Annotated in this window: 20 protein-coding genes; 8 read left to right on the forward strand and 12 right to left on the reverse strand. The window is 72.5% G+C overall.

The window, feature by feature from the left end; genetic code table 11:
* The first annotated feature begins 28 nt into the window (after positions 1 to 28).
* Both rpsR and rplI read left to right on the forward strand, forming a co-directional pair.
* Positions 29 to 265 (forward strand): 30S ribosomal protein S18, encoded by a 237-nt coding sequence (gene rpsR, locus K304_RS0122240; protein WP_027765513.1) that lies wholly within the window; start codon positions 29 to 31, stop codon positions 263 to 265.
* 18 nt (positions 266 to 283) lie between these two features.
* Positions 284 to 730 (forward strand): 50S ribosomal protein L9, encoded by a 447-nt coding sequence (gene rplI, locus K304_RS0122245; RefSeq protein ID WP_027765514.1) that lies wholly within the window; start codon positions 284 to 286, stop codon positions 728 to 730.
* Positions 731 to 912: 182 nt separating this feature from the next.
* Here rplI and K304_RS0122250 read toward each other — a convergent pair whose 3' ends face one another.
* A complete protein-coding gene (locus tag K304_RS0122250) occupies positions 913 to 2,253 on the reverse strand; it encodes an MATE family efflux transporter (RefSeq protein WP_027765515.1) in 1,341 nt (446 codons plus the stop codon).
* Positions 2,254 to 2,725: 472 nt separating this feature from the next.
* Between K304_RS0122250 and dnaB the strand changes: the two genes are divergently transcribed.
* Positions 2,726 to 4,237, forward strand: coding sequence for a replicative DNA helicase (dnaB, locus tag K304_RS0122255; protein ID WP_027765516.1), 1,512 nt, complete (start codon positions 2,726 to 2,728; stop codon positions 4,235 to 4,237).
* A gap of 82 nt (positions 4,238 to 4,319) precedes the next feature.
* Here the strand turns inward: dnaB and K304_RS0122260 are convergent, their stop codons facing one another.
* Both K304_RS0122260 and K304_RS0122265 read right to left on the reverse strand, forming a co-directional pair.
* On the reverse strand, positions 4,320 to 5,045 hold the full coding sequence (locus tag K304_RS0122260) for a dienelactone hydrolase family protein (protein WP_027765517.1): 726 nt from the start codon (positions 5,043 to 5,045) through the stop codon (positions 4,320 to 4,322).
* 111 nt (positions 5,046 to 5,156) lie between these two features.
* Positions 5,157 to 5,933, reverse strand: coding sequence for a helix-turn-helix transcriptional regulator (locus K304_RS0122265; protein ID WP_027765518.1), 777 nt, complete (start codon positions 5,931 to 5,933; stop codon positions 5,157 to 5,159).
* Positions 5,934 to 6,049: 116 nt separating this feature from the next.
* Between K304_RS0122265 and K304_RS0122270 the strand changes: the two genes are divergently transcribed.
* Positions 6,050 to 6,412, forward strand: coding sequence for a nuclear transport factor 2 family protein (locus K304_RS0122270; protein ID WP_027765519.1), 363 nt, complete (start codon positions 6,050 to 6,052; stop codon positions 6,410 to 6,412).
* 151 nt (positions 6,413 to 6,563) lie between these two features.
* Entirely contained in the window at positions 6,564 to 6,809 is a 246-nt protein-coding gene (locus K304_RS30670) for a hypothetical protein (RefSeq protein WP_158687410.1), read from the forward strand.
* 59 nt (positions 6,810 to 6,868) lie between these two features.
* On the opposite strand, the gene K304_RS0122280 is transcribed toward K304_RS30670, so the two are convergent.
* From K304_RS0122280 to K304_RS30675, 4 genes are all read right to left on the reverse strand, one after another.
* The gene (locus K304_RS0122280) at positions 6,869 to 7,840 is read right to left on the reverse strand and encodes a restriction endonuclease (protein ID WP_486591774.1); all 972 of its coding nucleotides are present in this window, start codon (positions 7,838 to 7,840) and stop codon (positions 6,869 to 6,871) included.
* Between the two features lie 251 nt (positions 7,841 to 8,091).
* Complete coding sequence (locus tag K304_RS0122285; RefSeq protein ID WP_027765521.1) at positions 8,092 to 8,568, reverse strand: GNAT family N-acetyltransferase; 477 nt, start codon at positions 8,566 to 8,568, stop codon at positions 8,092 to 8,094.
* 46 nt (positions 8,569 to 8,614) lie between these two features.
* Positions 8,615 to 9,526 (reverse strand): GNAT family N-acetyltransferase, encoded by a 912-nt coding sequence (locus K304_RS0122290; RefSeq protein ID WP_037791474.1) that lies wholly within the window; start codon positions 9,524 to 9,526, stop codon positions 8,615 to 8,617.
* Entirely contained in the window at positions 9,523 to 10,152 is a 630-nt protein-coding gene (locus tag K304_RS30675; RefSeq protein ID WP_486591775.1) for a DUF2269 domain-containing protein, read from the reverse strand. Before K304_RS30675 ends, K304_RS0122290 begins: the two co-directional genes overlap by 4 nt.
* Positions 10,153 to 10,855: 703 nt before the next feature.
* Between K304_RS30675 and K304_RS32585 the strand changes: the two genes are divergently transcribed.
* Complete coding sequence (locus K304_RS32585) at positions 10,856 to 12,628, forward strand: globin domain-containing protein (protein ID WP_078529527.1); 1,773 nt, start codon at positions 10,856 to 10,858, stop codon at positions 12,626 to 12,628.
* Positions 12,629 to 12,712: 84 nt separating this feature from the next.
* Positions 12,713 to 14,110, forward strand: coding sequence for a pyridoxamine 5'-phosphate oxidase family protein (locus tag K304_RS32590; RefSeq protein WP_486591776.1), 1,398 nt, complete (start codon positions 12,713 to 12,715; stop codon positions 14,108 to 14,110).
* Between the two features lie 69 nt (positions 14,111 to 14,179).
* Here K304_RS32590 and K304_RS0122315 read toward each other — a convergent pair whose 3' ends face one another.
* From K304_RS0122315 to K304_RS0122330, 4 genes are all read right to left on the reverse strand, one after another.
* Positions 14,180 to 14,665 (reverse strand): NUDIX hydrolase, encoded by a 486-nt coding sequence (locus K304_RS0122315; protein WP_027765525.1) that lies wholly within the window; start codon positions 14,663 to 14,665, stop codon positions 14,180 to 14,182.
* Positions 14,666 to 14,767: 102 nt separating this feature from the next.
* Positions 14,768 to 15,664, reverse strand: coding sequence for a LysR family transcriptional regulator (locus K304_RS0122320; protein WP_027765526.1), 897 nt, complete (start codon positions 15,662 to 15,664; stop codon positions 14,768 to 14,770).
* A gap of 410 nt (positions 15,665 to 16,074) precedes the next feature.
* Entirely contained in the window at positions 16,075 to 16,896 is an 822-nt protein-coding gene (locus K304_RS0122325) for an alpha/beta fold hydrolase (protein ID WP_027765527.1), read from the reverse strand.
* Positions 16,897 to 16,976: 80 nt separating this feature from the next.
* Positions 16,977 to 17,831: an alpha/beta fold hydrolase gene (locus K304_RS0122330; protein WP_027765528.1), complete on the reverse strand. Its 855-nt coding sequence runs from the start codon at positions 17,829 to 17,831 to the stop codon at positions 16,977 to 16,979.
* Between the two features lie 136 nt (positions 17,832 to 17,967).
* Here K304_RS0122330 and K304_RS0122335 point away from each other — a divergent pair, with 136 nt between their 5' ends.
* Positions 17,968 to 18,969, forward strand: coding sequence for a helix-turn-helix domain-containing protein (locus K304_RS0122335; protein WP_027765529.1), 1,002 nt, complete (start codon positions 17,968 to 17,970; stop codon positions 18,967 to 18,969).
* Between the two features lie 110 nt (positions 18,970 to 19,079).
* Here K304_RS0122335 and thiC read toward each other — a convergent pair whose 3' ends face one another.
* Positions 19,080 to 20,906 (reverse strand): phosphomethylpyrimidine synthase ThiC, encoded by a 1,827-nt coding sequence (thiC, locus tag K304_RS0122340; RefSeq protein WP_027765530.1) that lies wholly within the window; start codon positions 20,904 to 20,906, stop codon positions 19,080 to 19,082.
* Positions 20,907 to 20,972 lie beyond the last annotated feature (66 nt).

Genomic DNA, 20,972 nt, shown 5'->3' on the forward strand with positions numbered 1-20,972 from the left:
CACTTCTTGAACTCACTGGAGAGAGACCATGGCGAAGCCGCCTGCTCGCAAGCCGAAGAAGAAGGTTTGCGTCTTCTGCAAGGAAAAGATCAAGTACGTCGACTACAAGGACACGAACCTGCTGCGGAAGTTCATCTCCGACCGCGGCAAGATCCGTGCCCGCCGGGTCACCGGCAACTGCACCCAGCACCAGCGTGACGTCGCCACGGCCGTGAAGAACAGCCGTGAGATGGCGCTGCTCCCCTACACCTCGACCGCTCGCTAAGGAAAGGGTGACCACGACATGAAGATCATCCTTACCAACGAGGTCTCCGGCCTCGGCACCGCCGGCGAGGTCGTCGAGGTGCGGGACGGCTACGCCCGCAACTACCTGGTCCCGCGCGGCTTCGCCATCCGCTGGACCAAGGGCGGCGAGAAGGACGTCGAGCAGATCCGCCGCGGCCGCAAGATCCGCGAGATCGCCACGATCGAGCAGGCCAACGACGTGAAGGCCCAGATCGAGGGCGTGAAGGTCCGCATGAAGGTCCGCGCCGGCGACGGCGGCCGCCTCTTCGGCTCCGTCACCCCGGCCGACATCGCCACGGCGGTGAAGACCGCGGGCGGCCCGGACGTCGACAAGCGGCGCGTCGAGCTGGGCGCCCCGGTGAAGACGCTCGGCACCCACAAGGTGTCCGTGCGCCTGCACCCGGAGGTCCTCGCCTCCTTCGACATCGAGGTCCAGCCGGCCTGACCGCTGCACTCGCGGTGGCCGACGACCGAGGGCCGCACCCCGCATCGCGGGGTGCGGCCCTCGCGCATGCCCCCGGCACGGGGGACCCGGGCCCACGGCGCACCGGCACGCAGAGCGTCGACCGACCGGCCGGCCGACCGGTACACGGCGGCCGGCGCCGCCCGTGCGGGGAACCCGCCGCGCTACGCGCGCACCGCCCCCGTGACGACCCAGCGCCCGGAGCGCGCCCGCGCCCACAAGGTCGCCAGGCGCATGCCCATCATCAGGCCGGCGATCGTCCACCACAGTGCCGTCAGACCGCCGCCGAGCGTCGGCACCAGCAGGACCACCGGCGCGTACACCGCGAGCGTCGCCAGCATCGCCCCCGCAAGGTACGGGCCGTCGCCCGCGCCCATCAGCACGCCGTCGAGGACGAACACCACGCCCGCGATCGGCTGGGTCACCGCCACCACCAGCAGCGCGGCGGCCAGCCGGGCGTGCACGTCGGGGTCGGAGGAGAACAGCGGCATCAGCAGCGGACGTGCCAGCACCACGGCCGTGCCCAGCACCAGGCCGGACACGACGCCCCACTGCACCATCCGCCGGCATGCGGCCCGGGCACCCGCCTCGTCCCCCGCGCCCAGGTACCGGCCGATGATCGCCTGCCCCGCGATGGCGATCGCGTCCAGTGCGAAGGCCATCAGCGACCAGATGGTCAGCGTGATCTGGTGCGCCGCCACTTCGGCGTTCCCCAGGCGGGCGGCCACCGCCGTGGCCAGCACCAGGATGGCGCGCAGCGAGAGCGTGCGGATCAGCAGCGGCGCCCCGGCCTGGGCGCAGGCCCGGATGCCGGCCAGGTCCGGTCGCAGCGACGCGCCGTGCCGTCGCGCCCCGCGCACCACCACGGCCAGGTAGACGGCGGCCATGCCCCACTGGGCCAGGACCGTGCCCCACGCCGAACCGGCGATGCCCCAGCCGTATCCGTACACCAGCAGCAGATTGAGCAGCGCGTTCGCCGAGAAGCCGCCGATGGCCACGTACAGCGGGGTCCGGGTGTCCTGGAGGCCGCGCAGGACACCGGTCGCGGCCAGGACCACCAGCATCGCGGGGATGCCGAGCGCGCTGACGCGCAGGTAGGTGGTGGCGTACGGCGCGGCCGTCGGCGAGGCGCCGAACAGCTCCACCAGCGCCGGGGCGCCGGGCAGCACCGCGGCCACCAGCAGGGCGCTGAGCAGCAGGGACAGCCACACGCCGTCCATGCCCTGCCGGATCGCGGCCGGCAGGTCGCCCGCTCCGACCCGGCGGGCGACCGCGGCGGTCGTGGCGTAGGCCAGGAACACGAAGACGTGCACCGCGGTCTGCAGGAGCGTCGCGGCGACGCCGAGCCCGGCGAGCTGCGGCGTCCCGAGGTGGCCAACGATCGCGCTGTCGACCAGAAGGAACAGCGGCTCCGCGACGAGTGCTCCGAAGGCGGGGAGGGCGAGCGCGAGGATCTCGCGGTCGTGGCGGCGCATGCCGGCGGAGCCGCGGGCGGGGCTGGTCATGGGTTCGATTCAAGCATCCACAGGTAATAGCTGCAAGGCGCTTTCATCTCTTACCGATGACTGCGAAGGGTGACGTCCGCTGCGCCGTTCGTCGTGATCTCGCGACCCGGCGCCAGGTTTTTTCCGCGCACAGGCAGTGGATGTCGTTCGCGCAGGTCAGGAGGCATACGAGAGGGGCTCGGCCGACTACTCCACAGCCCTGTCCACCGTTCCGTGCACAGCTTCGGCCGACTTCTCCACAGGAACCTCCGCACTGTCCACAGAGCCTGTGGATAACAGAGTGGAGGAGGCCCCCGTGACCCGCCTAACGTAGTCCGGCGCCTGCCTTCCGTTCCCCTCTTCTTCACCGCGTCCTCAGGGCGCCGACACGACGGGCCGGCGCCGCGAAATTGTCAGAGCCGTGCCGTAGGAAGAGGGGGCACTGCGGCGAGGTCCGGACCGGAGGCGACGGGCGGACGGGAGGAGGTGCGGCGTGACCCAGCAGCCGGAACACGTCGAGGATCCCTGGGCCGCGGACTCCGCCCCCGGCGACCGGCTGCCGTCCGTCTCCCAGCAGCGCCGCGGTCGCGCGGGCCGCAACGGCTCCGGGGGCTCCGGCGGCCCCGGAGCGGAACAGCACGACCGCGGCTCCGACGGCGGCGTCTGGTCCGGCACCCCCTTCGAGCGGGTGCCGCCGCAGGACCTGGAGGCCGAACAGTCCGTCCTGGGCGGCATGCTGCTCTCCAAGGACGCCATCGCGGACGTCGTCGAGGTCCTCAAGGGCCACGACTTCTACCGCCCCGCGCACGAGACGGTCTACCAGGCGATCCTCGACCTCTACGCCAAGGGCGAGCCCGCCGACCCCATCACCGTCGCCGCCGAACTCACCAAGCGCGGCGAGATCGGCCGCGTCGGCGGACCGGGCTACCTGCACTCCCTCGTACAGTCCGTCCCCACCGCCGCGAACGCCGAGTACTACGCCGAGATCGTCCACGAACGAGCCGTGCTGCGCCGCCTCGTCGAGGCCGGCACCCGCATCACCCAGATGGGCTACGCGGCCGACGGCGACGTCGACGAGATCGTCAACTCCGCCCAGGCCGAGATCTACGCCGTCACCGAGGAACGCACCAGCGAGGACTACCTGCCGCTGGCCGACATCATGGAAGGCGCCCTCGACGAGATCGAGGCCATCGGCTCCCGCAGCGGCCAGATGACGGGCGTCCCCACCGGCTTCACCGACCTCGACTCCCTCACCAACGGCCTCCACCCCGGCCAGATGATCGTCATCGCGGCCCGCCCCGCCATGGGTAAGTCCACCCTGGCCCTGGACTTCGCCCGGGCGTGCTCCATCAAGAACAACCTGCCGAGCGTGATCTTCTCGCTCGAGATGGGACGGAACGAGATCGCGATGCGCCTGCTGTCCGCCGAGGCGCGGGTGGCGCTGCACCACATGCGGTCCGGGTCGATGACGGACGAGGACTGGACCCGCCTGGCCCGCCAGATGCCGTCGGTGACCGACGCTCCGCTGTACATCGACGACTCGCCGAACCTGTCGATGATGGAGATCCGGGCCAAGTGCCGCCGCCTGAAGCAGCGCAACGACCTCCAGCTCATCGTCATCGACTACCTCCAGCTGATGCAGACCGGCGGTTCCCGGCGCCCCGAGAGCCGCCAGCAGGAGGTCTCGGAGATGTCCCGGAACCTCAAGCTCCTCGCCAAGGAACTGGAGGTGCCCGTCATCGCGCTGTCCCAGCTGAACCGTGGCCCCGAACAGCGCACGGACAAGAAGCCGATGGTCTCCGACCTGCGTGAGTCGGGAAGCATCGAGCAGGACGCCGACATGGTGATCCTGCTGCACCGCGAGGACGCCTACGAGAAGGAGTCCCCCCGCGCCGGCGAGGCCGATCTCATCGTCGCCAAGCACCGCAACGGCCCGACCGCGACCATCACCGTGGCCTTCCAGGGCCACTACTCCCGCTTCGTCGACATGGCCGGCGGCATGTGAGACCTGCGGCAGGTTCCGCCGGTCCCGTGTCGGCTACTGCCCTGTCGTGTCCTGACGATGGCAGTCCTGACGTTCCTCCGGCTCACTCCGCCACGGGCAGGCACTCGGCGAGCAGGCCGACGATGTCGCGCCAGGCTCGCTGGGCGTGCTGCGGGTGGTGACCGACGCCGGGGAGCACGGTCTGGTCGACCGTGGGGTGGTGGAAGGCGTGCAGGGCGCCCCCGTAGACCACGAGGCGCCAGTCGACGCCCGCAGCCTGCATCTCGGCGGCGAAGGCGTCCCGTTGCCCAGCGGGCATGATCGGGTCCTCCGATCCGACCCCGGCCCACACCGGGCAACCGATGCGCGCCGCCTCGCCCGGCCGACCGGTGGTCAGTGCGTTGACCGTCCCGATCGCCCGCAGGCCGACGCCGTCGCGCCCGAGTTCCAGCACGATCGCGCCCCCGGTGCCGTAGCCGACGGCGGCGACCCGGCCGGGGTCGGTCCGCGGTTCGGCCCGCAGCACGTCGAGTGCCGCATGGCCGATGTCCCGCATCCGGTCGGGGTCGGCGAGCAGCGGCATGCAGCGCGCCAGCATCTCCTCGGGGTCGGTGAACCAGCGCCCGCCGTGGATGTCGAAGGCCAGCGCCACATACCCCAGTTCGGCCAAGGCGTCGGCCCGGCGGCGCTGGAAGTCGTTCAGCCCCGTTCCCTCGGGCCCGACCAGGACCGCGGGCCGACGGCCGACACCGGCCGGGAGCGCGAGGTGCCCGATCATCGTCAAGCCGTCGGCCGGGTACTCGACCGTCCGCGTGGTCACAGTCGTCATGAAACTGGACGGTAGCGACCGTCGGGCCCGGTCGGGCCGGTCTTCACCGTCGGCGGAACAGCGTGGCTGCGGGCCCGTGGGTGGGCGCTGCGGCGGGGCCGGGCGGGTCGGTCAGGTGAAGCGTTGCCGGGTCGGTTCGTCGGCCGGCAGGAAGGTCTCCATGTGGAGGCCCTCCAGGGTGGCGTCGGTGGGGGTGGTGAGCTGCGCCGAGGTGCTGAAGAAGCGGAGCCGGTCGCCGTCGTCCGCGGTGAGTTCGAGGGCGAGGACCGGGCTGCCGGTCGGCGCGGTCCGGGGGGTGCCCGCGAGGTGTGACCCGGCCTCCGCGGCCAGGGCGAGGTGGCGCGGGTCGTGGGTGCACTCGGCGCGGTGGACGATCTGGTGGTGCAGGTGGGAGGCCCACTCGGCGAAGTTGCCGATCCGCGGCGCCAGTCCGCTCGGGTGCAGGCACAACCTGATGACATTGACCGGGGGTTCCAGCAACTCCGGTGCGCACCCCTTCAGCAGTGCGTCGACGGCGGCGTTGGAGTCGACGACGTCCCAGTAGTCGTCCAGGAGCAGCGCCGGGTAGGGCAGGTGCGCGTCCAGCAGGTTGCGCAGGCCGTCCATGACGACGGCGACCGAGGCGTCGTCCAGGCCGCGGTCCCGGTACTGCGGCGCGTAGCCGCCCGCCAGCAGGAGTCGGTTCCGGTCGCGCAGGGGGACGTCGAGGGAGTCCGCCAGGTGCAGGATCATCTCCGGCGTCGGGTGTGCCCTGCCGGTCTCCACCCGGCTGACGTGCCGCGCAGACACCGAGGAGCGGTTCGACAGCTCCTGCTGGCTGAGGCGCCGGCGTTCCCGCCAGTCGCGCAGCAGGGGGCCGACCTCGCGGGTGTCCGTGGCGGTGCTCATGGCGCCAGCGTAGAGCGCTCCGGCAGGCTCGTCATGACCTCACAGGTCATGGTGCGGCTGCCGTGCTGCGTCCACTGTGGACTCGTCAACGCAGCGAACCATCCGGAGGAGTGACCATGAACGCGAACGGCGTCGTCGAGGCCTACCTGTCCACGTGGAACTCCGGGGGCGAGCACCGGGCGAAGCTCATCGACGAGCACTGGGCGCCCGAGGTGGCCTACACCGATCCGCTGGCCGAGGTCTCCGGCCACGTGGCACTCGCCGAACTGATCGAGGGAGTGCAGCAGCAGTTCCCGGGCTGTGTGTTCACACGCGTCGGCGACGTGGACGCCCACCACAGCCAGTTGCGCTTCCGGTGGGGCCTGGGGCCCGAGGGCGCCGAGCCCTCGGTGATCGGCTTCGACGTCCTGGTCCTGGACGGCGACGGCCGCATCCTCGACGTCCGCGGTTTCCTCGACAAGGTGCCCGCCGGAGCCTGAACGCGGCCCGTCGGCACGGGTACCGCGGGCAGATCCCCCGTCCTCGGGGGATCTGCCCGCGTCCGGCCGGGGGACGGTCGGGGGCCGGGAGCGCCGCTACGCCGCCTTACGGGGACGGCGGCTGTCCGAACAGCGGGAGGGTGCGGTGCTGTTGGCCGAGACGTTGGCGCACACCCTGCGGGAGCGGATCGCCCGCCGCGACCCGGAGGGCGACGGCGTCACCTCGGACGCGGAACTGTGGGTGGACCCGCAGGTGTGGGAGGACGCCCGGCGGGCGCTCGTCGAGGCCACCGACGCCCTGCACGCCGCCGCTCGCCCGCCCCGCACGGAGGGCACGATGCCGGTGGGGCTGTCCCTGATGGCGTTTCCCCTGCGGCGGCCCGGCGCCGCCGACTAGACTGCGCGAGCCCGAAGCCGCAACTCTTTCTTGCGGCTTCGGGCCCATCGGCCGGGTCCTTACGGCTGCCGCAGCACCTGAAGGCGTGTCCCCGCGCTCCACCGCTCCAGCAGCCGCCGGTGGACGGCGGTGACGCCGTGGCGGACGGCGAGGTCCCTCGCGGCAGGCGTGAAGGTCGCCGTCGTCACGAAGAGAGCGACGTCCGCGTCGTACTCCACCCGCGCCATGCCGATGAACTTCTGCATCTCGCCGCTCTCCACGCGGCGGAACGGTGCGAAGTGCTTGCACTGCACGACGAGGGTGCGGCCGTCGGCCGTACGCCCGACGAGGTCGGCGCTCAGGTCGCTGTTGCTGCTGGTGTTGGCGACGCTCGGGCAACCGTCGCGGCGGCACAGGCCGGCGACGTGGTCCTCGAACTCCCGCCAGTTCATGGCGTCCATCGCCGCCATGCCGCCGTCGGGCATCCGCGCCCGCAGAGCCCGGTCGATGCGGGTGATCTCCCCGCGCATCCCGGAAATCTCCCGCCGGTTCTCGCCGCAGACCTCGATCATGTGGTTGAGGAGCGGCACGACGGTCTGGCCGATGACCGTCCGGACCGCGTCCTCCGCCACGCGCGCCATCCGCGCGTCCTGCTGTGCGAGCCGGTCGGTGACGGTCCGCTCGATGCGCTCGTCCAGCCACGTCACGAGGCTGTGGAGAACCGAGTCGTCCACAGCCTCGCCCGGCCGCGGAGCGCGTGAGGCCTCCTCGGCGTCGAGCAGGTACCTGCGAATCGCCCGTGCGACTTCGCTGTCTCGCAAGAGCATCGCCACGTTAAGGACGGCTCGGCGCGTGTACAGAGTCAGGTTGGAGCGAGGCTGTGGACGACTCTGCTCATAGAGAGACAGGGTGTCTCTCTTAAAGACGTCCAGCTCAGAGCCTCGCAGAACCCGCATTCCGTTCTCTGTGAGCTCTTCGCGATGGCGCTGCATCAGTCGGTTGACGACGCGCTCGCCCACCTCGAAGTAGTCGGCCACCATCCGGGTCGTCACGTGCAGACCGTCCGGCAGCAGGGACAGGGCCCTGACTCTGTCGAGGACGTCCGTGCGTTCCGCGACGCTCGCGCGCAGGGTCTGCGACTCGAGAAGTACGCCTTCGTGCACCATGCGCCATCACTCCCTTCGGGCTCTTCGCCCATGTCAGGGGCTCGCCCTCGCGGCGAGCCCTCGAATGGAGTAACGACTGCGAACGTATGAAGACACGAGCGACATACGAGCGTTCTTGCGACTGATCCGCTTCTGTGTCAACTCACCCTGTGGAGCGACAACTTGAAGCCCACGTGGGAGGCCTCGAAGCCGAGGCGCTCGTAGAAGCGGTGCGCGTCGGTGCGGGTGGCGTCGGAGGTGAGCTGGACCAGGGCGCAGTCCTGGCGGCGGGACTCCTCGATCGCCCACTCGATGAGGCGGGTGCCCAGTCCCGTGCCGCGGGCCGAGCTGTGGACGCGCACGGCCTCGATCAGGGCGCGGGTGGAGCCCTTGCGGGAGAGGCCGGGGATGAGGGTGAGCTGCAGGGTGCCGATGATCCGGCCCTCGTGCTCGGCGACCATCAGGTGCTGGTTGGGGTCCTCGGCGATGCGGGCGTAGGCCGTCTCGTACGGCGTGAGGTCGTCGGGGCTCTCGCGCCGGGCGCCGAGGGCGTCGTCGGCGAGCATGGCGACGAGGGCCCCGAGGTCGTCGCGAGTGGCGCGTCGCATGGTGAAGTCGACGGATGCTGAGGTCATCCCGGCAGCTTACGCACGGGTGTTCGGGCGGCTGGCGCCGCGGCGGTCAGCCGAGGGCGACCGAGTAGGGAGCGAAGCGGAGGGCGGGGTCACCGGGGATGTCGCCGGCGGTGCGGACCATCAGGGTGCAGCTGAAGTCGCCGGTCAGGCCGCGAGCACGGAGCCAGTCGCCGAGTTCGGGGTGATGTCCGCCGAGGTCGAAGCGGACGGGTCCCGGTGCGTGGAGGGCGAGGTCGGTGATCAGCTTCTGGGCGGTCGCGGTGTCGTGGGCGACGACCGGGCCGAGGACGGTGGTGCCGTCGTTGGGCCAGGAGGCGGCGAAGCCCGTGAGGGTGCCGTGGGGGTCGTCGGGATCGTGAGCGACGACGAAGCGGTCGGCGAAGGCCGGGAGCCGGGCGAGGAGTTCGGTGCGGTCGGCGCCGAACGCCCGGGCGTCCAGGGCGCGTACGGCGGTCAGGTCCGCGGCCCGCGCGGGCCGGACGGCGGCGGGCCGGACGTCGTCGCCGTCGGCGGGGGTGAACGGGCCGCGCAGCATGCAGGAGGTGCCGACCGGTCTGAAGCCGAGCTCCTCGTAGAGCGGGCGGCCGTTGGGGGTGGCGGAGAGGAACGCGGCGCGGTCGCCGGACTCGGAGAGTGCATGGCGCATGAGGTGGCGGCCGAGCCCGCGGCGGGCGAAGCGTTCGGCGACGAGGACCATGCTGACGCAGGTGTAGGCACGCCCGCCGGGGAGTGCGGGGTAAGGGGTGAGGACGAAGGCGCCCGCGAGGGCCCCGGGCCGGTCGGGTGCGTCGGTGCCGTAGCCGCGGCCCGCGGTGAGGAGCAGGCGCCACTTGTGGGCCTCCCGTCCCCAGCCGCGGGATTCGGCGAGGTCGCCGCAGGCGGCGAGGTCGTCGAGGGTGAGCCGGCGGACGTGGGGCCGCAGCAGCTCGGTGGACGCGGTGGGTGAGGAAGTCGTCACGTGCCCAGCGTGCCTGACGGGGTGTCGGGGTGGCCAGGTCTTTTCCGCTCTGGCCTGCTCTTTCTTTCCTGCGGGCTTGCGTACGGCTCGCCGCGACGGTGGGTTTGCGCGTGGGGGCGGCGGCCGCGGCGGGTGCGGCCCCAGGGCTTGAGCACGGAGAGGGCGGTCATGAAGAGGTAGAGGGCGAGGGAGACGCCCGGCGGGAAGAGCAGTGCGTACGCGTCGACCCTGTCGCCGGCCGTCACGGCGGCGGCCGCGTGGTCGAGGGCGGGGCGGAGGGCGAGGAGTGAGGCGGTGCCGGCGACGAGGGTGAGCCAGAACTTCGTCCACACCCAGCGGTACCGCGCCAGGCCCCAGTGGGTGCCGAGGGAGAGGACGAGCCCGGTGGTGAAGGTGAGGAGGGCGAGCGGGGCGACGAGCAGATCCCCGAAGACGTCCATCGCCCGGTAGGCGAACTCGTCCGTGGCGGGGGACGCCGCGGCGGCTCCGGTGAGGGCGAGGGTCAGGAGACAGAGCGTGAGACCGAGCCAGGCGGCGGAGGCGGCGACGTGGACGACGAGCAGGGCGCGGCGCAGCGGGCGAGGGAGGGCGGTTCGCGCTCCGGGGGAGGCGGGTGTGGAGGCCATGTGTGCACGGTCCCCGGTGGGGTACGGGGTGCGCGTCTGTCCGGTGGAGTATCCGCGCCTACTCGCCCGCGAGTACGGGCGGACCGAGGGACCGCCGGGACCGCCGGGACCGCCGGGACCGCCGGGACCGGCGGGAGCGGGGAAGGTGATCTGCGTCTCACCGCGCCGGACCAGGTTGTGGAGATGCTGAAACCGTGGCACCCGACTGCGCGGTGTCGTCGGTGTCGCGGAAGGGCCGGGTGTGACGGGTGAGCGGGGGTGAACGGTGTGTCAGGGCGTGAACGGGGTGCGGAATCGGGGGTCGTGGCGAATTTCCCTCGAATTCCGTGTCCACCAGCGCTGTTCGGACGGCTCGGTGCGGTATCCGGTGGTTCCTGCCGACTTCCCGGTCGGGCTCGCCGAGGGGTGTGTGAAGGGGTGTTCCGGGCTGTGGGGTGCCGTGTCCCCGCAGGGCGAGGAGGGCGATCCGCGCGAGGCGTACGAGGTCGTACAGTACCGTCACCAATTCCCCATGATGGGCAGAATCCAGGAATTGGGCGGAACGGAGAGCGGGGCTTGTGGATCGATGCCATAACGGTATGGTCGACTCCGCATCGCCGGGTTGGTGATTCCACGGCCGATGCCTCAGGGGGTCTCAAATGCAGGCACTTTCCGGCTCCGGGTGTGCGTGGACCGAAGGAAGACGTTCGAGGCGAGGCAGATCATGACCACCACGTCGGCTGGTGACGGCACATCTGCGGGTGACAGCGGTGGCGGCGGCGACTGGAGCTGGTTCGCCCCGGCCCGTAAGGGTGCCGCATCCGGGCCGGAGGGCGACGGGCAGGAGCGTGAGCCGGAAGCGGGCGGGACGCCCAGCCGGCCGGTGACACCGATACGTCCGGTGGGGTCGGGTGCCGAGCGACGTGCCTCCACCCCGGGCGGGTCCCCGTATCCCGGTGGCGAGGGCGCTGTGCCCCGGCCGCGTGCGGAGGCCCCGGAGCCGGGCGGGCCCGGTCCGGGCGCGGCGCCGTACGGGAATCCGGGCGCGGCCGGCGCTTACGGCGGGCCGTCTCCGTACGGCTCTCCCCCGCACCCCGGGCGGCCGGGGCCGGTGCCGCAGCACGGTCCGGGCGGTGAGGAGCACCAGCGCGTCGAGCCGGAGGGTCCGTACCAGGGGTTCGGGCCCGGGGACCGGATGTCCGGCGGGCCCGCGGGCCCGCCGTCGCACGAGCCGGCGGGACGTCCGCCGGAGGCCCGGGTCCCCGCGGCCCACGACCTGTTCGGCGTCCACGATCAGCTGCCCGCGCAGGACCCGGCGGTGCCGGAGGCGTCTCCCGACGCCGTGCTGATCCGGCGCACGATGGCGGAGATCGAGCCGGTCGCCGATGCGGCCACCGCCTACTTCTACGCGATGCTGTTCGTGCAGCATCCGCATCTGCGGGAGCTGTTCCCGGCCTCGATGGACGCGCAGCGCGACCGCCTGTTCCGGGCGCTGCTGACGGCGGCCCGGCTGATCGACGAGCCGGAGACCCTGGGCAAGTACCTGTCCGGGCTCGGCCGCGGCCACCGCAAGTACGGCACCGCGCCGGAGCACTATCCGGCGGTCGGCGAGTGCCTGCTGGGCGCGCTCACCCAGTACTGCCGCACCACCTGGAGCGACGAGGCGGAGGCCGCCTGGGTGCGGGCGTACACCGCGATCTCGCAGACGATGATCGACGCGGCGGCGGAGGACGAGAAGCACGCGCCCGCGTGGTGGAACGCGGAGATCGTGGCGCACGAGATGCGCACCCGGGACATCGCGGTGATCACGGTGCGTCCGGACCAGCCGTATCCCTTTCTGGCCGGGCAGTACACGAGCGTGGAGACGCCGTGGTGGCCGCGGGTGTGGCGGCACTACTCCTTCGCGTCGGCGCCGCGTTCGGACGGGCTGCTCACCTTTCACGTGAAGTGCGTGCCCGCCGGCTGGGTCTCCAGCGCGCTGGTCAACCGGGCGCGGCAGGGCGACGTGATCCGGCTGGGCCCGCCGGCCGGGTCGATGACGGTCGACCACGCGACGGACAGCGGTCTGCTCTGTCTGGGGGGCGGTACGGGCATCGCGCCGATCAAGGCGCTGATCGAGGACGTGGCGGAGCACGGCCGGGCCCGTCCGGTCGAGGTGTTCTACGGTGCGCGCAACGACCACGACCTGTACGACCTGCGGACCATGTTGCGCATGGAGGAGCGGCACCGGTGGCTGTCGGTGCGGCCGGTGGTCTCGGACGGCGATCCGGCGCTCCGGCGCCCGTCGGTGAACGCGGACGCGGCGGGGGCCGCGCTGCTGGCCGGCGACCTGCCCGAGGTGGTGCAGCAGTACGGGCCGTGGAGTGCGTACACCGGTTATCTCTCCGGTCCGCCGGGGCTGATCCGCAGCGGTGTCGACGCGCTCCGGGGGGTCGGGATACCGGCGCACCGGATACGGCACGACTCCCTGGAGGAACTGGTCGCCGCGGCGGAGTGACGCCGCCGCTCTACGCGCGGAACACGTTCGGGGCCGGCGGTCGGCGGCCGGGTCCAGGGGAAGTCGGAGAAGGAGACAGCTGAGGTGGCAGACGCCGAGAGGGCCCACGGGGCCGGGGCGGACGGGAGATCCGACGAGCACGGTGCGGCGACGGCCGTCCCGCTGCGCCGGCCGGGCAGCGACGGCGAGCACGCGCTGCAGCAGCGCATGGGCACGGCGGAGCGCGCGGACCGGTTCTACGACCAGCAGGTGCTGGACCACCTCAACGAGCGGATGCGGGAGTTCGTGCAGGGCCAGGAGATGTTCTTCCTGGCCACCGCGGACCGGCACGGCGAGTGCGACAACACCTTCCGGGCCGGGCCGCCCGGCTTCCTGCGGGTACTGGACGAACGCACCCTGCTCTTCCCCGAGTACCGGGGCAACGGCGTGCACGCCTCGCTCGGCAACCTGCAGGAGAACCCGCACGTGGGCATCCTGCTGATGGACTTCCTCCGGGCGCGGATCGGTCTGCACGTCAACGGGCGCGCGGAGGTCCTCGAGGATGCGGCGGTGCGCACCGAGCACCCCGACCTGCCGGAGGACCCGGTGCCGGGCCGCCGGGCGCGGATGTGGGTGAAGGTGTGGGTGGACGAGGCGTACATCCACTGTGCGAAGCACATCCCGCACCTGCAGAAGGTCCCGAAGGGCGCGGGGCGCGACTGGGGCACCGACGACCACAAGCGCAAGGGCGGCGACTTCTTCGGCAGTGCGCGGGAGGCGCGGGAGCGCGGACCGGCCGAGTGGGAGCCGCGGGAGCACGAGCCGCCGCCGTTGCCCGGGCAGCGGCCGCTGGCGCAGCCGGAGGACCTGCCGCCCCGGCCCGCGCTGCCGTCCGTCGCGGAGCCGGGCGCCGAGCCGGGCGCCGAGCCGGCGGCGGAACCGGCCGCGGAACCGGCGGGTGTGCCGGCGGCCGAACCGGCCCTGGAACCCGTCGCGTCGAGGGAGCAGGTTCCCGAGGACGCCCCCACGCAGAGCTTCGAGCGGATACCCGCGTACGGCGGGCCGCGGCACGCCCGCAGGTACCCGGAGCACCAGACGCCGGTCGCGCAGTGGCGGGCCTTGCCGGGTGCTTCGGGGCGGCAGGTGCCGCCGCTGCCCGGGGTGCCGCCGCAGGCCCCCGCGCGGGACGACGCGCCGTGGCGGTACCGGCCCGGTGAGGTCCACGCATCCACCCTCGGCGCCGGGTCGTACGGTGGTGGTGACGCGTACGGCGGTGGTGAGACGTTCGGCGGTGGTGACGCGTTCGGCGAGAACGGCGCCGCCCGGGTGCCGCCCGGTACGGGTGCGGCGGCCGGGGCGTCCGCGGTGATCGCGGCGCGCGGCACGGTGCCGACGGGCGAGGACGCGGAGTCCTGGCGACTGGAGGCGGAACGGGCGCTGGAGGACGCGCAGCAACGGGCGGCGGACGAGGAGTCCTCCTCGTTCCAGGGCTGGTTCGGCTGAGACCGGTTCCGGGGAGCCGCGGCCGCTCGGGCGTCGGGGACCCGGCGGGCACGGCGGTGCGGTCGTGGTTCAGCCGAGGCCGGGGTCCAGCAGGGCCCGGACGCCCTCCAGGTTGCGGTCGAGGTAGCCGCGCAGCGTCGGCGGGACGACGTCGACGGAGGCGATGCCCTCGCGGGTGAAGGGGAGGCGCACGACCTCGTATTCGCCGCAGGGTTCCTCGACCTCGGGCCCGTGCCGCCGGGAGAGGTCCATGCTCTGCAGCCGGCAGGCGAAGAAGAACTGCACCTTCACGCCCTCCCGGCCGTCGTCCGTGGTGTGCGGGACGGTGTCGACGAAGGCGGGGACGACGTCGCCCACCTCGGCGCCGAGTTCCTCGTCGACCTCGCGGTGCAGGGCCCGTACGACGCTTTCGTCCACGTCGGGTTCCACGCCCCCGCCCGGGGTGATCCAGTACGGGGCCAGGCCGGGCTTCGTCCGCTTGATGACGATCATGTGGTCGCCGTCGAGCAGGATGGCGCGGGCGGTGCGTTTGACCACGGGACGTTCGGGGGTCATGCAGGAGGTCTGGCCCGTGGCGCGGCGGCTGAAACCCGGCTGCCGCGCGGCCGGCCCGGTGGCGCGGCGTGCGCGCCGGTGGTCCGGCGGAGCCGCCGGAGGTCACCAGTCGGCGGACGCGCGCAACAGCCACTCGTGGGTGCGGGCGATGTGCGGCAGGGCCAGGGTGCCCGCCCGCACGGTGAGGAAGTAGGTGCGCAGCGGGGGTACGGGTGGCTCCAGCAGGGCGGCCAGCGCCCCGCTCGCCAGGTGGTCGGCGCACAGGTAGCGGGGCAGCACGGCCATGCCCGCGCCGTGCAGCACGCACTGGAGCACCGCGCGCAGGTCCGGGGCGATGACCGTGCCGGACTGGAGCAGCGGCTGGTCGAAGACGGCGGCCCAGTAGCGGGTCATCAGCGGCATGCTCTCGTGGACCGACAGCGCCGGTACGTCCTCCAGCGCGGCGGGTCCCCTGGCGCGCACCACGGCCGCTCCGCCGAGCCGCGCGGCCCAGCGCGGCGCGGCGACCAGGACCAGCTCCTCGTCGCACAGCGGGGTGGTGGCCAGGAGGCGGCCGCGGGGGCGGCCGGTGGTGAGGGCGAGGTCGCTGTGGCCGGCGGCGAGCCCTTCGAGGACCTCCTCGGTGCTGCCGAACGCGGCGCGCAGGGAGAGGCCCTGGTCGACCAGGGCGGTGAGTGCGGGCACGGCTCGCAGCGCGGTGAACTCGGGCGGGCCGGCGAGGTGCACGGTGCGGCCGGCGCTCTCCTCGTCGAGGCCTCTTTCGGTGATCTCGGTGAGGGCGTCGAGGTGGGGGGCGACCTTGCGGGCGAGCTCCTCGCCGACGGCGGTGGCGGTGACGCCGCGGGCCATCCGGTGGAAGAGCGGACGGCCGATCTGGCTCTCCAGGGTGCGGATCTGCCCGGTGACGGCCGGCTGGGAGAGACCGAGGAGTACCGCGCCGCGGGTGAAGGAACCGGCGCGGTGCACCGCCAGGAACGTGCGCAGCAGCGCCAGGTCCATCGGTCCTCCACTCGTGTGCGGGGGTGCGAACGTGCGGAACGCGCGCCGGGGCGCGCGAGGAAGAGGGGGCGGGGGGTCGCTGTGCGTCCCCGTTCCCTTCCTTGTCGTCACGGTGGGTATCGCAACGATAAATATATCGATAGGCAAGTGTCACTACGGTGATTGGACACTGACGCTGAGTCAACTAGCCTTGGGGTGCGGTTCTTCGCGCGTTGAAAAACGGCGCGTTCGAGACAGGAGGGGGGAGTCTCGAAACGTCGTTCACCGACCGCTTCGGCCGCACGCCCCGGGGGACGTACAGGGGCGCCGGGGGGATGTACGGGGGCACACCGCGACCGGGGGCCGCACCGATCGGTGCGGCCCCCGGTCGTCGGCGCGTGGGCGCTGCCCTGCCGGGAGACCGTCCCGGCTCACCCGGCGAGGAAGTCGAGCAGATCCCGGTGGAACCGCGTCCGGTAGTCGCCGACCAGCCCGTGCGGTGCTCCCGGATAGATGCGGAGCGTGGCGTCCTTCAGACGTTCCGCGGACTTGGGCGCGGAAGCCTGCAGAGGCACGATCTGGTCGTCGTCGCCGTGGGCCACGAGCGTGGGAACGTCGATGCGGAGCAGGTCCTCCTCGAAGTCGGTCTCGGAGAACTGGGCGATGCAGCCGAGCGCGCCCTTGAGCCCCACCTGCATGCTCATCAGCCAGAAGGCGTCCCGGACGCCCTGCGAGACGGTGGCGCCGGGCCGGTTCGCACCGTAGAACGGGCCGGACAGGTCGCGGTAGAACTGGGACCTGTCGGCGCGGACCGAGGCGCGCAGATCGTCGAACACCTCGATCGGCCGGCCCTCCGGATTGTGGTCGGTGCGCAGCATCAGCGGCGGTACGGCGCCGAGCAGTACCAGCGACCGGGTCCGTGCCGTGCCGTGCCGTCCGAGGTAGCGGGTGACCTCGCCGCCTCCCGTCGAGTGGCCGACGAGCGTGAGGTCGGTGAGGTCCAGGGCCTCGATGAGGGCGGCGAGGTCGTCGGCGTAGGTGTCCATGTCGTTGCCGTGCCAGGGCTGCGACGACCGGCCGTGCCCGCGCCGGTCGTGCGCGACGACGCGGTGGCCGTGCTCGGCGACGGCGAGCAGTTCGGGGTCCCAGACGTCGGCGTTCAGGGGCCAGCCGTGGCTGAACACCACGGGACGCCCGGCACCCCAGTCCTTGTAGTGGATGTGGGTTCCGTCGGTCGTGGTCACGTGCGGCATCTGCGGTCCTCCTTGCCTCGTTGCGTCCCGCGCGGAGTACGGCGGCGGGGTGCGGCGGTCGGGTACGGCGGCGGGGTGGGTCATGCGAAGCGCCGGACGAAGCGGAGCGCGGTGTCCGCCACCTCGCGCCAGCCGGAGTCGATGACCAGGGCGTGGCCACGGCCCGGCATCTCGACGATCTCGGTCACGCCGGGGTTCCTGAGCTGCTTGCGGTAGGCGGCGTGCGCCATCGACCAGGTCACCAGGTGGTCCTTCTCGCCCGAGACGATCAGGAGCGGCCCGCGGTCGGGATTGCGGGTGTCCGCCCGCTCCTCCGTGCGGGGGTTGACGTTCGCGGACGCGGCCTGGAAGAGGGGGATGCCGGAGGCGGCGACCGCGTGCCGCTCGTACAGCGTGCGGGCCTCGTCCTCGTCGACCGCGTTGGCGAAGGCGTAGCGGAATTCGTCGAAGGTCAGCGCCACCGCCCGGCGCCGGTTGGCCGGGTTGCCCAGCACCGGCCGGGAGCCGCGCAGGGCGGAGAGAGGCAGCGGCAGCACGCCGCGGAACGGCGCCGGGTCGATCGCCACGGAGGCGGCCGCCAGCCCCCGGCCGGCGAGGATCTGGGTCAGCAGTCCGCCGAAGGAGTGTCCGACGACCACGGGTTTGCGGTCGATCCGGTCGATCAGCGACTCGAGGTGGTCGGCCACCGGGCCCACCGCCTTCCCGGCGAAGGCGTCGGGGTGCTCGTGCGCTTCGGCGACGGACTCCGGGTCGTCGGGCCAGGACAGGGACAGGGGGGCGTAGCCGTGCTCCTCGAAGTACCTCGCCCACGGTTCCCAGCTCCCGGCGAGCATCCACAGCCCGTGCACGAAGACGACGGGGGTGCGCGTCCCGGCGTTCACCTCCTCGATCCGCTCGAGGTCGCGCCGCATCGTCGGCTTCGGGACGGTCGTCATGTCGGCACCTCTCCGCAGGACGAGTAGACCGGTACGTTTCGGGCATACCCGACGCGTGGCGCGCGGTGCGGCCCTGAGTGCACCGTGAGAGGCCCACACTGACCGACCCGACCCGTCGAGCAGGGCGGTGACGCACATGCTGCTCATCGACACCCGGCAGATCCCCGCTCACCGGCGCATCCGTGCGGTGGACCGTGCCCTGGCGCAGGTCGTGGGGGCGCCGTGCGCGGTCACCCACGACGTGCCGGAGGGCGCGGCCGTGCACGCCCGGATCGAGTACTGGCGGCTGGGGCCGGTCACCCTGCTCAGTACGGTCGCCAGCGGGCTGCGGATGCGCCGGGGCCGTCACCGCCGGGAGGACGGCACGTCGGGGGTGCTGCTGATGCAGAGCACGCGCGGGTCCGGGCGGTTCGCGCAGCACGGGCGACGGCAGGCACTCACCGAGGGCGCTCTCGTGCTGGACGACCTGGCCGCGCCGAGCGAGCTCACCTGGCACGGCGAGGGCGCGGGCCGGGCCCTGCTGGTGGACCGGGAGACCCTGGGCCTTCCCTCGGAGACGGTACGCAGCGGCGGCGGCGCCCTTCAGGACAGTCCGCTGCACGACCTGGTCGGGCACCACCTCGCCGAGATGTCCCGGGAAGCGGGCGGCATCGTGGACGACCCCGGGCGGGCGGCCGTGGGAGCGGCCACGGCCGAACTGCTCCGGGCGCTCATCGCGTCGGCCGCCGGCAGAAGCGGGCCGCAGGACCCGGAGACCCCGGGCGCGCCCCGCATCGAGGACGTCCTGGACTACACGCGAGCCCACCTCACCGACCGGGAACTCAGCCCCGGCCGGATCGCCGACGCGCACCACGTCTCGGTGCGCCACCTCTATCGCCTGTGCCACGAGGCGGGCGTCAGTCTGGAGCAGTGGATCATCGCGCGACGGCTCGACGGGGCGAGCCTGGCGCTCGCCGTCCCGCCGGGCAGCTCCCGGACCATCGCCTCCGTCGCCGCCGCGTGGGGCTTCACCGACCCCAGCCACTTCGCCCGGCGGTTCCGCGCGGCGCACGGGGTCGCGCCGCGGGAGTGGCAGCGCCGCCACCGTTCGGCGTCACCGACAGGCCCGGTGGGTGCGGCGGGCGTGGACGGCGGCTGACCGGAAGCAGCCCCGCCGTGAGCGCACCGCCGTCCGTGGAACGCACCGCCGCCCGCCACCCGGCGCGCACCGCTGCGGGGACGGCGGGCGGCGGGCGGCGGTGCGCCCGGTCAGTCCGCCAGCGGCAGGTAGACCCGGTTGCCCGCCTCGGCGAACTCCCGCGACTTCTCCGCCATGCCCGCCTCGATCTCCTGCACGTCGAGTGCGCCGGGGTCGCCGCCGTTCGCTGCTCCGCCTCCGGCCATCTCGCCGGCGTGCTCCCGGCGGATGTCCTGGCTGATCTTCATCGAGCAGAACTTCGGCCCGCACATCGAGCAGAAGTGCGCCGTCTTGGCCGGTTCGGCGGGGAGGGTCGCGTCGTGGAACTCGCGGGCGGTGTCCGGGTCGAGGGCCAGGTTGAACTGGTCCTCCCAGCGGAACTCGAAGCGCGCGTCGGACAGCGCGTCGTCCCAGTCCTGCGCGCCCGGGTGGCCCTTGGCCAGGTCCGCCGCGTGCGCCGCGATCTTGTACGTGATCACGCCGGTCTTGACGTCGTCCCGGTCCGGCAGGCCCAGGTGCTCCTTCGGCGTGACGTAGCAGAGCATCGCCGTGCCCCACCAGCCGATCATCGCGGCGCCGATGCCCGAGGTGATGTGGTCGTACGCCGGGGCGATGTCGGTGGTGAGCGGGCCCAGGGTGTAGAAGGGCGCCTCCTCGCAGATCTCCTGCTGGAGGTCGATGTTCTCCTTGATCTTGTGCATCGGGACGTGCCCGGGGCCCTCGATCATCGTCTGCACGCCGCGCGCCTTGGCGATCCGGTTCAGTTCGCCGAGCGTGCGCAGTTCGGCGAACTGCGCCTCGTCGTTGGCGTCGGCGATCGATCCGGGCCGGAGGCCGTCGCCGAGCGAGAACGTCACGTCGTACGCGCGCAGGATGTCGCAGAGTTCCTCGAAGTGGGTGTAGAGGAAGCTCTCCTGGTGGTGCGCCAGGCACCAGGCGGCCATGATGGAGCCGCCGCGCGAGACGATGCCGGTCTTGCGCCGCGCGGTGAGCGGCACGTAGCGCAGCAGCACGCCGGCGTGGACGGTCATGTAGTCGACGCCCTGCTCGCACTGCTCCAGGACGGTGTCCTTGTAGACCTCCCAGCTCAGCTCCTCGGCCTTGCCGTCGACCTTCTCCAGCGCCTGGTAGAGCGGCACCGTGCCGATGGGCACGGGGGAGTTGCGCAGCACCCACTCGCGGGTGGTGTGGATGTTGCGGCCCGTGGAGAGGTCCATGACCGTGTCGGCGCCCCAGCGGCTCGCCCAGGTCATCTTCTCCACCTCCTCCTCGATGGAGGAGGTGACGGCGGAGTTGCCGATGTTGGCGTTGACCTTCACCAGGAAGTTCTTGCCGATGATCATCGGCTCGATCTCCGGGTGGTTGACGTTGGCCGGGAGGACGGCGCGTCCCGCGGCGATCTCGTCGCGCACGAACTCGGGGGAGACGTTCTCCCGGACGGCGACGTACTCCATCTCCGGGGTGACGTCGCCGCGCCGGGCGTACGCGAGCTGCGTGACGGCCACGTCGCCGCGTGCCCGCCGGGGCTGGCGCGGACGGCCGGGGAAGACCGCGTCCAGGTTCTTCAGACCGCCGCGCGGTGTGGTGTGCTTGATCCCGTCGTCCTCGGGCCGCAGTTCACGGCCCGCGTACTCCTCGGTGTCTCCCCGGGAGATGATCCAGTTCTCTCGCAGCGGCGGCAGGCCGCGGCGGACGTCGGTGTCGATGGTGGGGTCGGTGTACGGGCCGGACGTGTCGTACAGCGTCACGTCCTGGCCGTTGGTGAGGTGCACCCGGCGGACCGGGACCCGGATGTCCGGGCGCGATCCCCCGACGTAGCCCTTGTGCCAGCCCGGCCTCCGCTGCGCTTCGGCGGCGCCGGACGGGTTTTCGGGCATGCGTGCATCCTGCATGGTCATGAGACCTACTCCCTACGCCGGCATTACCCGGTAACAGGTTCGGCGGTCGACGCAGCCGTTCAGCGC

Source organism: Streptomyces sp. CNS606, from assembly GCF_000426325.1.